The sequence below is a fragment of the Novipirellula artificiosorum genome, from assembly GCF_007860135.1.
Classification (GTDB): Bacteria; Planctomycetota; Planctomycetia; order Pirellulales; family Pirellulaceae; genus Novipirellula_A; species Novipirellula_A artificiosorum.
On record NZ_SJPV01000002.1, the window covers coordinates 667628 to 680800 of the forward strand.

Consider the following 13173-nt stretch of genomic DNA (forward strand, 5'->3'; position numbering starts at 1 on the left):
GCGTTTTTTGGTTGCAAAAAGATCAAGAAAGCTGCCTGAAATGTACGCGGGGCTTCCAAGGTCGTCGATTCCCCACCACAATTCGCTGTTGACCCTTTCGACTCCGTTTCCCCGCAAATACGCTGCCAGAGCTCGTCTGAAAAACTGCAAAATTTGGCTCGACAAGCAGCATGATGGACCCCTTCACGATGCCTTCATCCGACCCCAGCTTGATTCAACATCGCAAAGCCGCCATCGATCGCGCCCGCAGCGTCGTGGTCAAAGTCGGCACCAGCGTTCTGACCGCCCAAGACGGCAGCCTCGACCGAGAACGCATCGATTTGCTCTCCGCGCAGCTTTGCCGTATCGCGGATTCGGGACGCCAAGTGGTAATGGTCAGTAGCGGAGCGGTCGGCGCCGGTATTGGCAAATTAGGGCTTTCTCATCGACCGACGGGATTGGCTCAATTACAAGCCTGCGCGGCGATTGGTCAAACCCACTTGATCCAGGCCTATGAATCTGGGTTGACGCCGCGAGGTCGGCATGCGGCACAGGTCTTGTTGACCGCCACCGACCTGCGTCGTCGGAGTGGCTATTTGCACGTTCGCAACGCGCTAACTCAAATCCACGAATTCGGGGCCATCGCGGTGATCAACGAAAACGATTCGGTCGCCGTCGCGGAATTGATGACGACGTTTGGCGACAACGACCGACTCGCCGCTCACGTCGCGGGACTGCTCAGCGACACGTTGATGATCATCTTGTCAGACGTGGACGGATTGTACGACGGTCCGCCCGACGACCCCAACAGCCAGCGCATCGAGTTGGTGGAATCACTGAGCGAATCGATTTTGGCCTTGGCGGAAGACCATCGCGGCGGCATGAGCAAAGGAGGGATGGCCAGCAAATTGGAGGCGGTCACCATCGCAACGTCGCATGGGCACACCGCCATCATCGGACCGGGCCGGGACGATGCGGTGCTCGATAAGATTTTTGCGTGCAAGCCCATCGGAACACTGTTCTTGCCCACCGAGAAATCCATCCGCGGCCGCCGTCGCTGGATCGGCAGCTCCGCCCCGGTTGCCGGAACCTTGCATCTCGACCGCGGAGCCGCCACGGCGGTACGCGAAAATGGCAGCAGTTTGTTGGCGGTCGGGATTACCTCCGTCACGGGCTCGTTTCAACAAGGCGCGGTCGTGTCGCTCGTCGATCCGGCGAATGTTGAAATCGCTCGTGGCCTATGCAACTACACTTCGACCGAGGTCAGCCGGATCCTAGGCCAAACCAGTGACCACATTGAGGAAGTCCTGGGAAAATGCCCCTACGAGAATGTGGTGCATCGCAACAACTTGGTCTTAAGCGGAATGGGTGACTAGCGGTTGTTCGGCTCTCGGAGCAATCCTCGAATGTACTCCGGAAAACCTCGCATCTCGCTCGGCGACTCGCCAGGGCCGATCACGAGCGGACCGTGTTGGACTTTGGGGCACAAGCCGTGGCTACCGCGAACGAGCGAGGGATCGAGCGGAATCACATCCATCGCATAGCGCAATCCCAACTTCTTTCGTACCAACTTGCGCATCGCGCGTAGCTTGCTCGTCATGAACAATTCACACGGGTCGTAACCCGGCTTGCGATGAATGTCGACCGTACGCGCAAAATCGGGGGCAAGCGAATCGTCAAACCAATAATAGTATGCAAACCAAGCATTCGGTTTGGCTAATGCAATCAATTCACCACTTCGCGGATGATCCAATTCGATCTGCTCAGGCCGAACGACTTGATCGACTCCATCGATCGACTTCAACATCGCCTCCACTTCGAAGACCTTCTCCGGCTGGCGAACGTAAACGTGAGCAAGTTGGTGGTCGCAGACGGCAAAAGCCTCGCACTCACCGGGCATCAGCATTTCTCCAAACGGCCCGTTCCGAACGGTCAGCCATCCGGCTTCCCGAAGGCTGCGATTGATCAGGATCGGCTGATCGACCGGAACAAGCCCATATTCGGAAACCACCACCACGCGTGCGTCGATCGCATGGGCAGCATCAATCACCTTCTTGGCGCAGTCGTCCACTTCACGTACTCGATCGAGACTGGGCTTCGCCAATCGCTGGAAGTCGTAATCGAGGTGAGGCAGATAGACGAACGAAAGCGTTGGTTGCTTCTCACGCAGCACGATTGCTGCGGCGTCGGCAATCCACTGGGAACAGGCCAGCCCTGCGCCCGGCCCCCAAAACGAAAAGAAAGGAAATTTGCCAAGCCGGGCAGTCAAGTTGCAATCGGTATGATCGAGAATGTCGAACACTTTTGATCCATCACAACCGTAATGCGGCTTCGGCGTCGCGCTGTATTGAACGCCCGAGGATTGATTGAACCACCAAAACAATTTTGCAGTCTCAATACCCTCGTAAAGTTTTGTACCTTGAATCAAGGAATTGGCTTGTTGCCAAAAACGCACTTCTTGGGTGTCGCGATAATACCAACCGTTCCCAACGATCCCGTGATCACGAGGCGACAAACCGGTCAGCATGGTTGCTTGACACGTCGCCGTCACCGCGGGCAACGGGCTTTTCCAAGGCGAAGCCTTCCCCACGGCCGCCAGGTTCGGAGCTGCGTGAAGCAGCGAGGGAGTCATCCCGACGACGTTGATCACGCAAACCCGATTCACCGCTACTTCACCCGTACTAACTTGCCGCTTTGGTACTTCTTCCAATACGAATCAAGCTGCCGCTTGACGATCCCGCTGAGCAGGAAAACACCGAGCAAGTTCGGAAAGCTCATGCCCAGAATCATCAGGTCACTGAAAGCCAAAATGTTGCCTCGCGTGACAATCGACCCAAGCACCGTGAACGCCAAGAACAACCCTTTGTAGATCAGCGAGGTGCGAACACCGAATAATTCGACCCAGCACCGCTCGCCATAATACGACCAACTGATGCACGTCGAGTAGGCAAACAAAACCACGGCAACATAAAGGATATAGCGAAACCAATCATGGCCACCATTCACGAAGGCAAACAAGGTCACTTTGGCTCCTTGGTCGTTCGCGATCGCGTCGGCCATTTCGGGCGCCTCGTAGGCTCCCGTGACAACGACCACAAGCGATGTGATGGTGCAGACAACAACGGTATCGATAAAGGGCTCCAAGAGCGCGACGATCCCCTCGCTGACCGGCTCATCGGTTTTGGCAGCCGAGTGGGCGATCGCGGCGGACCCAACACCCGCTTCGTTACTGAACACGGCACGCTTGATTCCGATCACAAGGACGCCGAGAAAGCCACCATACATTGCCCGAGGTGAAAAGGCCTCGCTGACAATCGTCGCAACCGCGGTGGGGATTTCTGTCACATTGTGCAGCAAGATATAGAGGGCTGCGAGGACATAAGCGACACACATGAACGGAACAATTTTCCCCGCGACGGCACCAATGCTCTTGATCCCGCCGATGATCACGACCCCGACGCCAACCGCCATCGCCAAACCGTAGATCCATGGCATGGTTTGCAGAAAGGAAACGTCGTCACGAATCGCTTCAAGCGATTGGCCGACCTGAAAAGCATTCCCACCGCCGAAACTGGCTCCAATGCACAGCACCATAAACAACGCGGCCAGCACACGTCCGAGGGGTTCAAGCCCAATGTCTTTGAGCCCGCTGCGCAAGTAACGCATGGGACCGCCGAGCACATGGCCGTCCTTATCGCTCACCCGGTAAAGCTGTCCAAGCGTGCATTCGGTGAATTTGGCGGTCATCCCCAACAAACCCACCATGATGATCCAAAGCGTGGCGCCGGGGCCGCCGGTCCCGATGGCAATCGCGACACCCGCAATGTTGCCGAGCCCGACGGTTGCCGAAAGTGCGGCTGCCAGGGCCTGGAAATGGGTCACTTCGCCGGGCTCGTCAGGCGAGTCGTAGACACCGCGAGTCAGGTCAATGGCGTGCCGAAATCCACGAAAATTGATAAATCCCATTCGCAGCGTCAAAAACAGGCCACCTGCCAACAGCCAAACCACCACAAAGGGAATACTGGTCCCCAGCCATTGACTTGTTCCAAAATCAAAAAACAGAACCGCTGCGACATTGTCGACGATGTACTTACCGAACGCCGCATCGATGTGCTGCATCCAATTCATCTCGGCGGCCGCAGACGAACCCTCGTCCGAAACAACCTCGTCCGAAACAACCTCGTCCGAAACAACCTCGTCCGAAACAACCTCGTCCGAAACAACCTCGTCCGAAACAACCTCGTCCAGCGACGGTTCCGCCGGCAACTCAAACACCTCGGACGATTCATCCGGCGAATCGACTTGACCGTAGGCCGTTGTTGGGGCCAAGAGCGTCGACAAGCCAATCAAGAAACCGGCAACCACCAGCAAGACGCTGCCGCTGGACGGATACCGACTTGAAAACGCGGGTTTTTCAGGCTCTTTCATGTCAATCTTTAGATGGGGCGGAGGATTTTCGCATACAACGACACCGACAAGAGCGTCCAAACGATCGTTGGTTGACAGACCAGACGACCTGTTTCACAGGAAGCTGACCGATATCGTAGCAGATTCGCGCTCCATTGGCCCAGAACCGCCGCACTGAGCATCAAAAGAATGTCCGACGAACTCCCACCACGACGAGAAAACGACGCTTAGCATCGCGTGAACAACAAGTGACGACTTTGGTAGATGGGGATGAAATGCTCGCTGCAGAGTAAAACCAAGTGATATCTAACTTCCCCTGATTTCACTCGGAGCAACGAGCAATGTCGAAAATAACCTATCACGTCGGACTGGACTATCACCAACACAGCTCGTTTCTGGCCTTCGCCGAGAAGGGGCTACCTACCGCTCAAAGTCAGGGTCCCCGGCAGCCATCGCGTCCGCCTCGGCGAGCGCAGCTTCGTAATCGTCAAGCGCTTGTTGGTCTGCGTCACCGACAACGTTCGTTGGGCCAGAGCCACCGCAACCGACGAAGAAAAGGCAACCAACGAGTATCCAGTATTTCATTATTCTGTCCTTGTCGTATCCATTGTTGTTGAAGTTGAAATCACGCTGGGCGAAAGCCGCTCCAGCGTTTGATAGAGGGTCACTAGCAAAGTAGCGACTAGAAAGAAGCCTCGACCGTTTCCTTGGCCGCTCGAGATCCCAGCGAGCCCCACAAACCATAGGGACTTTTGCTGCCCGGCGTAGGCGAACCGGCACGGTGCGATACCTGTGGCGCTTGACTGTTCCCAGCTTCAATGGAATCGGTAATGAACTTGACCGCACCGTCACCCATCAAAACGTGAACCCCGCCTTGGTGCCGACTCGACGGTGGTGCAACGACGTCACGGTGATCTCGACCGTCGGAGCAAAGCTCTCGGTTTGGCGCAAGAACCGTGTGCATCTGGGAGTAGGGTGGCATGTAGTCATGCCAGCGGAAACCGCGTCCCCAACCCGCATTCTTGGTCAAACCGTTTGGGTCCCAATACAGTGGGCGGGTCGAGTCGACATAGGGCTCTGCGTAGGACGGGTTCAATCGGCATTGGTTCTTTTCGTTCGGTGCCGCGTGGGCTCCCGTGTTCGTCGGAACCGTGGTCCGTTTATCATTTTCGCCGAGGTCGGTGGCAATCTCACCACACATGATCGTGTTCGACAATCCATCAAAGACATCGCGAAATCTCATCTGGCGCCCGTTGACAAACATCCCACGCTGAGACCCGTTGGATGCGGTGGCATGTGCGTTGTCGACCGAGTACGGGAACGTCACACTCGGGTCGGATCCGAACTCGTCGACGTTGAGGTACATGTCGCGCGAGTGGACTGCTGAATCACCCTCGCATGCGGCGTAGTTGGTTCGGCCAAGAGCAGGCAGCCCGACGCCGGGGTCACTGGGGCATCGCAGCGTGGGCATCTCGGTTCCCCATGGCGGATACTGAACTCGGTCGGGATGAGGCCCCATCGACTGCCAGGGTGGTGTTTTGGTGCTGCCGTTCGCATTGTAGCCGAGCGGGTTGGAGATTTGCTCCCACAATGCTTGTTGCTCGAAGAAAGGTGTCAGCCCGACGAGAAACGAAAGACGCATGTTGCTCGAAATTTCACGTCCAGGGTTCGTATCCCAGGGGTCTCGGCCCTCGGGGATGTACGTGCCTGTAGCCTGCATGGGCAACGCACTGAATGCAGAGTGGTAATTATGGATTGCCAACCCAATTTGCTTGACGTTATTGCTGCAACTCATGCGGCGAGCGGCCTCGCGAGCCGCCTGCACCGCTGGCAGTAGCAACCCAACCAAGACACCGATGATCGCGATGACCACCAGCAATTCGACCAGCGTAAACGCGCTGCGTCTATTGCCAATCTTGTTTGTACACATGTGAGAAATCTCCGGAAGGAAGAAGGAATTGGCCTTTGCAAAGATGCAAAGTCTATACGACTCCTTTTTTACCTGATATCCAGGCGTCGAGGGGCGTTTTCTTTAAGCGTCGTTGGACAATATTTAGAAAAACACTTCGATCTCGATCGAAAACCTAATGAGGTGCACAGGTGTCGACACTCCAGCTGAGTGGATCCCGCCTGGACTGATCTGGGGCAACCTGCGGAGACTGCTCCAGCAGTCTCCTTCGGGGGCGAAGGTTGGTTTGCGTTTCCAACCCCAGATGCACTCGCACCATCCGCGGCTAAACGGCGAAATCCACTACCCTAAAATGTAATGCTGACGGTCTACTAGGGCATGAAACGTCCAACGGCTACTCACTGCATCGGTTAACCTCCGCAGACGGTCGGCCGCCGGGCATGTCGAGTCGAGGGTGCGCTTCCAACATCGCGTTGACGTCAGCAAACGTTTTTAGAATTTCGCAATAGTCAGGGTCGGCTGTCGATTTGAAAATGGCTTTCCCACATCGCTCGGTTCCGCCAGCGGATTGGGCCAACGGCGCGAGCAGGAAATCGTTCAACTCGGGGTGGGTGATTCGTGTCCATGAATGGCGGGGGACGGCCATGGGGCGATGCCAACCAACGTTGGCCTGCTGCTGTTGCGGACCTTGGTACTTTGGGGCAACGGTGTCGTGACACGGTGTGCAACGTCGCTTGCCCACATCGGCCAGCACGGCATCCAAATCCTCCGGATAGATGTGTCGACAACCGATCGCATCTGGGTATGCCGTTTCGCTCGTCCCGTAGTAGGGTACATTCAGATCGATCCAGGCGTAGACACGGCGTCGCTCCCGGTCGCTCATCTCGAACTTTGCCTTGGTAGTGGTCGTCGACTTGTTGGAAAAACCAGGGTTGGTACACACATGATTGGTGCGGACGATTTCTGCCAGTCGGCTGCGATAGCTCCCCCAGCGTCGTGGCGTTACTTCGCGAATATTCCATTCTTGACCGTTGTACGTCGGAATCCAGTTGACATAGGGGGTACCTTCCCGCCCCTGATGCTCACGGGCGAGCATTTCATACGACACATTGAAGAAGTCCGTTTGATCGCCCGTCAAGTCCAAGCCGCCCTCGCTATCGATCGGGTTGTGACATTGGATGCAATGTTCATTCCAGATCGGCTGAACAAACCGAGCGTAGTCGAAACCAGGCGAATCTGGATCGGCGGTGTCCCACTCGGGCGGATACAATTCAAGTGGCACTGATTCGAGGTTCGACATCCCGATCTGCGGCACCGACGCGCTAAGTCGATCCGCGTGACAACCCACGCATCCCTGACGCTCACCTGGCATCAGGTGCGTGAAGCTACGCATCCGCTGCACCGCACGACCCTCTGCATCCAACGCGATGAAGTAAAGCGGAACCCCCGAGGGTACCTTAAACAGGGCACTGCCATCCTCGCCAATCGGGACATCGCCGAGTACATCCTTGCCCGCATAGGTTGCCCCACACGAGATGACCGGGAACTGAAACCCGAATGCTCGCCGGTCCGGATCGATCCGCAGCGGCTTCGACATTTCGCGGACCACGCGGACCTGTTTGATTTCGCCCCGTTTTACATCCGCTGACAAACCATGGTAAACGTCCTGCATGCCGATAATCGCTGCGTTGCCAAGCGCCGGGTCACGCAGTTGGGGTGGAATGATCGGTGGGCGAACGCGCGGAGACAATGGTTGTGCGAAAAAGTACTGGAGCTCTGAGTCCGGCATTGCGATCGCTGTCGATTGGCATCGTCCGTTGAGGGTGCGTACCAGCAATGGGCCGCGCGCGGATACCAAGAACCGATCCGAATCCAACGGCATGGGGCAGCTGTACGGTTTTGAACCGCTGGTGTTGCCGTTCCCTTGGTCAACGTTTGCGATCGGAGTATCGGGCGTCAAGTTGACGATCGCATCTTGTGCGTTAGCCCCCTTGCGGTTGTCGATAAGACCAATCGCGCCACGTGTCGGACCATTGTGACCGGTCATCGTGCAAAGGATCTGTTGGCTTCCCGGGACCGAACGAGCGTCCATGAAGCTGCCGGGCGAAAGTACCCGATTGCCAAAGTAACCAGCCATTCCGGTACCGTCGGGCGATATCGTCCAGAGGCTCTGAATGGGAATTGCGGGACGATCGACGTATTCCCAGCGACTGTAAATGATTCGACCGTCGTTGAGCACGTAGGGAGTGAAGTCATTCAGATAGTTGGCCGACAGCTTCACGACGTTCGAACCGTCGGCTTCCATCCGGTGCAGAATTCCGACCGGTGCATGCCAGCAGTAGGCGAATTGAGGTTCGCGACTCGACAAGAAGGCGATCCCCCCATCAGGCAGCCAGCAAGCGTTGTAGTCGTGCCACGGTCCATCGGTGAGTTGGACGAGGCCGCTTCCATCAACATTGATGACATAGACATGGTAGCCCGGGCGATCTCCTCGACGCATGCTGAACAGCACGCGAGTGGCGTCATAGGAAAGATCGCAGTCGAGGATCTGGCCGTCGGGTGTTCCCAAAACCTCAACGGAAGCGTCGTCCGCGCGCCCGTCCGGGTGGTGCGGGTCGATGAGGTAGAGTCCGCCGCCGTTGCGTTGTGCTTCGTAGTGGTACGTGTAGACGTGCGAAGCGGCGATTTCGTGGCGTCTGATGACCAGCAGTTTCTCGACATCAAACAACAGCACCGAACGTTGCAGATCGACTAGCGCTTGCAGCTTTGGATTCGGATGGAGCACGCGTCCAAGGGCGGAGTCGCCGTTCGTGAAATTCTCCTTTTCAAGTCGCTCCAGTTGTGCGAGGTGCTGCTCTGCTAGCAGGTAACGATCACCGTGCAGATGCCTCAATCGCTCAATGAGCGCCCGCAGGTCTGCGACGTTGGGTTGGTCGATTCCCAAACCAGCCAGAAACGCGGGAAGTGAACGAGGCAAGTCCATGCTTTGCATGCCAAAGAGTTTGACGAGCTCCTCGTCGCTGGGAAGAGTGTCGAAAACCGCGATCTCAGCCGCACCGGCGTTGCCAGGACGCTGAGCACTGGTGAATTCCAGTCGGACCGAACGCAGTCGTCTGGGACGATCCAACGTGATCCGCTGCGGACCGTGCTTCATCTCAAACTGCCCCACAACGCTGGGAGTACTTTCGTCGTCAAGATACAGCTCGTAACCTTTCCAGCACTCATGCATTAGGAACGAGGTGCGTCCGAAATAGATGATCTCGGCGACCGTTTGTGGTTGATCCCAGCGAAGTGTGAACCAACCCTTGCCACCCGAGTCGCCTTGCCGCACTGCCCAACTGCGACCTCGATCATCGGCCCCCAATTTGCTTGGGACATCACCATCGACCGCAAATTTCGCAAGGTAGGCCTCGCTGTATTCGTTCGATGCTGACACCGAAGCCAATCGTGCGAGATTGGTCGGCTTGGCACAAACCGCGGTCGTCATCGTGACCACCATGCTGACTGTGCAACAACGAATCCAACACCTTCGATTGACCATCATGCCCTCTCATTGCAAGGGTGCTCAGCACCGCCGTTGCCTGGAACTCTGCCTTCTGTGATACTTGTTCACCGACTGAATAGTGTAACCTGAATTGACGGCCTGGGCGATGCGTGGACAAGTTGAATCAATCGGAGAGATCGAATCGTGAATAACTATCAAAAGTTGCAGAATGGAAGTGATGTGCGTGGTGTGGCGATCGAAGGTGTCGAGGGCGAGCCGGTCACTTTGAACGAACAGATTGCACGCACGATCGGGTATGCCTTTGCCCAGTGGTTAGAAACCCGGCTAGGAAAATCGGAACTCCGTGTTGCGGTCGGTCACGACTCGCGTCTTTCCTCTGACGTGCTCAAGACAGCAGTCTTCCAAGGTTTAGAAAAAGGCGGCTGCTTCGTATTCGATTGCGGGCTGGCCTCGACGCCGGCCATGTACATGTCGACGGTATTTGAGCACCATGGCTACGACGGCTCGATCATGTTGACGGCCAGCCACCTGCCGTTCAACCGAAACGGAATGAAGTTCTTCGTTCGAGAAGGCGGACTTGATAAGCCGAGCATCAAAGAAATCCTGACCCTTGCAGCCGAGGCGGGAACACTTCCAGGAGTCGAGCTTTCGAATACGACGAAGACTTCGCTGATCGACGACTATGCGGCCCATCTCGTAAGAATCATCCGCGCGGGAGCGGGAGCGGACCAGCCGCTGACTGGGCTGAAAATCGTGGTTGATGCAGGAAACGGTGCCGGAGGATTTTTCGTTGAAAAGGTGCTTCGACCTCTCGGCGCGGATACCACGGGAAGCCGGTTTCTTGAGCCCGACGGCTCGTTCCCCAACCATATTCCAAACCCGGAAGACAAAGTTGCGATGGACGCGATTATCGATGCCGTCAAAAAGAACCAAGCCGACTTCGGTATCATTTTCGATACCGACGTTGATCGCGCCGGTGCGGTCGATCGGAATGGCAAACCGATTAACCGAAACCGCTTCATTGCGCTGATGGCTACAATCGTCCTCGAACAGCATCCTGGTTCGACCATCGTCACCGACTCGGTCACATCGACAGGGTTGAAATGGTGGATTGAGGAAAAGCTCGGCGGCATTCATCATCGCTTCCAACGCGGTTACAAGAACGTGATCAACGAAGCGATTCGGCTGAACGCATCCGGTTCGCCAGCTTTCCTGGCTTTGGAAACCTCCGGCCACGGCGCACTGAAGGAAAACTACTTCCTCGATGATGGCGCCTACCAAATTGCCAAAATCCTGATCAAGATCGCCCAGCTCAGGGCTTCCGGCGAAGGAACGGTGGATGAGTTGATTTCCGAACTCCCGGAACCGGTCGAAACACTCGAGTTTCGTCCGATGATTCTGGTCGACGATTTCTCGGCCTATGCGGATAAAGTACTCGACGCGTTCAAGCGGTTCGTGGAACAAGAAGCGGGATGGTCGTTTACTCCGAATAGCTATGAAGGCGTCCACGTCACTTCTGAGGATGGCTGGATTTTGATGCGTAAATCACTCCACGATCCGCAGATCCCGATCAACATTGAAAGCGATGTCTCGGGTGGCGTTGCTGTTATGGCCAAACGTGTTTGCAGCTTCCTTGCCGATTTCGCTGATCTTCAGCTGCCCGCACGAACACCTTGAGCCGATGAAGTCTGGGCCTGGATGATCGTTAAGTCGTACGAACGATCGCGAACGCGTCGCGATTCAATGCGGCAGCGCGCAATGGGTTGCTGGGCAAGGGAAGATTCCCTACAACGCTTCGCGTTCTGCTGCAACGATCGCCAAATAGTTGGCCAACTCTTTTGGCTGATCAAGTCGCCTCAAGTTTTCGGCCAACAGGACGTTGTCTGCAACCCTCAATAATCGCTCGTGCTTGACACGCAAATACTGCTCATCGGGCGAGGATTCCTCACGAGATTTCAGTTCTAAGTACCGCGAGTATTCGGGGTGCTGTTCGATGGCGCCGACAAATCGGTCTTGCAGGGTCGTGACCAATTCAATCGACTTTGGATTCATGACGTTGGCAAGCTCAGGCCAACGTGTTCTCACGCCACTCGCAATTCGTTTTCGTATTTGTTCGGCTTCACTTTCTGGTCGCCCACGCCCACGACGCCGTTGCGGACGACTCGCGCGCCACGCATCGACCAGTCGATTGTCACCTTCTAAGCCCAATTGCTTTGATAGATCGTCCAGCACCCGCCGCTGTACGGGCGAAGCATATTGAAGTACGACACGATACGGTTCATCATTTTTCAGCAGTGAGGTGTTGTCGTCGTCATCAGCAGCGAAACGGCTAACCACGGCAAGGTATTCACCTGAGGTTTTGACGGGTAAATCAATCGTGTCGGCCATCAGGATCGTATAAGCATGCGCTTCCTCAAAGGACACCTTGCCGTCATCGTCGTAGTCGGGACGTTCGATCGGCTGATTCGCACGATCCACACCCGACATCGCAGCCCAAAAGTAGGTACTGTATTCGGCGTAGTTCGTCTCGTCGGCCTCGGCGGTGCAACCAGCGGCGGGGCGATCATGCACAGTCGCATAGAAGCCAACTCGCCGCTGAGGCGAGAGCCCCTTTTCGGGGTCACCCCCGCGAAACATCACGTGCGAAAAGCCGCCGGTGTAACACTGAACCATCACCATCACAACGCTGATTTCGTCAGGCAAGTCATCTAATAGCGTTGCAAACTCTTGCATTTGCAGAGATGAATTGTCCCACATCGCAATCGACGTGTTGTAGCTGCGTTCACGTTGTCGACTCCGCTGACCGTGTGCGGTCACATAAATCATCAGCCGGTCACCTGGGCCTATTTGACCTTTTATCGCGTTGAACCAGCGTCGAATGGGATCCGGTTTCGACGGACCGCGGACATTGGCAAGTTCGTGATTTCGATAGCTCAACCCGAGGTCTTGCTGAGAACCAAAAAACTCTGCCATCAAACGGTTGGATCTCGGTATCGATTCCGCGTCGATGACTTGAAGATCAGGCTGCGGGTTGTCTCCGTCGGAAAAAAACGTGTCATCGCGAAAGGGCTCCATCTGTTGCTTCTCCATCGTCCGTCGAAACAGCAGCACATTCTTTTCCAACGAAGCCTGATTGCCTGATGGCGAGAAGCCGCCGCCAATCGTCAGGAAAAAGTCTCGCGCATCCAGATTGGAGGGGCCAGCGAAAACGAGGATCCAGACCAGTAGGAAGAAAGGAAAGAGAAGTCTTGCCATGGTTCGATTCCTTGTTCGCTTCATTGGTGCCGGCTTTTGTGTTTAACATGAATAATGCAATGCGCGGAATGACCCTGGTGGGTCGAACCCCGGAAACACCAAAAGAGACCGCGTGATT

The 13173-nt window shown here is 55.9% G+C and carries 8 protein-coding genes; 2 read left to right on the plus strand and 6 right to left on the minus strand.

The features are described 5' to 3' along the window. Positions 1 to 188 precede the first annotated feature (188 nt). Positions 189 to 1355, plus strand: coding sequence for a glutamate 5-kinase (gene proB, locus Poly41_RS08385; RefSeq protein ID WP_146525445.1), 1167 nt, complete (start codon positions 189 to 191; stop codon positions 1353 to 1355). Here the strand turns inward: proB and Poly41_RS08390 are convergent. The 5 genes from Poly41_RS08390 to Poly41_RS08405 form a co-directional block, all read right to left on the minus strand. Continuing rightward, complete coding sequence (locus Poly41_RS08390; protein WP_146525446.1) at positions 1352 to 2644, minus strand: alkaline phosphatase family protein; 1293 nt, start codon at positions 2642 to 2644, stop codon at positions 1352 to 1354. The genes proB and Poly41_RS08390 overlap by 4 nt on opposite strands. A gap of 2 nt (positions 2645 to 2646) precedes the next feature. After that, positions 2647 to 4407, minus strand: coding sequence for an alanine/glycine:cation symporter family protein (locus Poly41_RS08395; protein ID WP_231615515.1), 1761 nt, complete (start codon positions 4405 to 4407; stop codon positions 2647 to 2649). 399 nt (positions 4408 to 4806) lie between these two features. Further along, positions 4807 to 4971, minus strand: a complete 165-nt coding sequence (locus tag Poly41_RS33880; RefSeq protein ID WP_197231156.1) for a hypothetical protein — start codon at positions 4969 to 4971, stop codon at positions 4807 to 4809. A 97-nt stretch (positions 4972 to 5068) separates the two neighbouring features. After that, the gene (locus tag Poly41_RS08400) at positions 5069 to 6316 is read right to left on the minus strand and encodes a DUF1559 family PulG-like putative transporter (RefSeq protein ID WP_146525447.1); all 1248 of its coding nucleotides are present in this window, start codon (positions 6314 to 6316) and stop codon (positions 5069 to 5071) included. A gap of 373 nt (positions 6317 to 6689) precedes the next feature. After that, positions 6690 to 9839 carry an HzsA-related protein gene (locus Poly41_RS08405; RefSeq protein ID WP_146525448.1) on the minus strand — a complete coding sequence of 1050 codons (3150 nt, stop codon included), beginning with the start codon at positions 9837 to 9839 and terminating at the stop codon, positions 6690 to 6692. Between the two features lie 144 nt (positions 9840 to 9983). Between Poly41_RS08405 and Poly41_RS08410 the strand changes: the two genes are divergently transcribed. Further along, entirely contained in the window at positions 9984 to 11477 is a 1494-nt protein-coding gene (locus Poly41_RS08410) for a phosphohexomutase domain-containing protein (protein ID WP_197231158.1), read from the plus strand. Between the two features lie 108 nt (positions 11478 to 11585). Here the strand turns inward: Poly41_RS08410 and Poly41_RS08415 are convergent, their stop codons facing one another. Next, entirely contained in the window at positions 11586 to 13055 is a 1470-nt protein-coding gene (locus Poly41_RS08415; RefSeq protein WP_146525450.1) for a caspase family protein, read from the minus strand. Positions 13056 to 13173 lie beyond the last annotated feature (118 nt).

Excerpts from the sequence above, each read along its gene's own strand:
- Poly41_RS08415 (WP_146525450.1), bottom strand. The coding sequence starts at position 13,055 with ATGGCAAGACTTCTCTTTCCTTTCTTCCTACTGGTCTGGATCCTCGTT.
- proB (WP_146525445.1), top strand. The coding sequence starts at position 189 with ATGCCTTCATCCGACCCCAGCTTGATTCAACATCGCAAAGCCGCCATC.
- Poly41_RS33880 (WP_197231156.1), bottom strand. The coding sequence starts at position 4,971 with ATGAAATACTGGATACTCGTTGGTTGCCTTTTCTTCGTCGGTTGCGGT.
- Poly41_RS08405 (WP_146525448.1), bottom strand. The coding sequence starts at position 9,839 with ATGATGGTCAATCGAAGGTGTTGGATTCGTTGTTGCACAGTCAGCATG.
- Poly41_RS08395 (WP_231615515.1), bottom strand. The coding sequence starts at position 4,407 with ATGAAAGAGCCTGAAAAACCCGCGTTTTCAAGTCGGTATCCGTCCAGC.
- Poly41_RS08400 (WP_146525447.1), bottom strand. The coding sequence starts at position 6,316 with ATGTGTACAAACAAGATTGGCAATAGACGCAGCGCGTTTACGCTGGTC.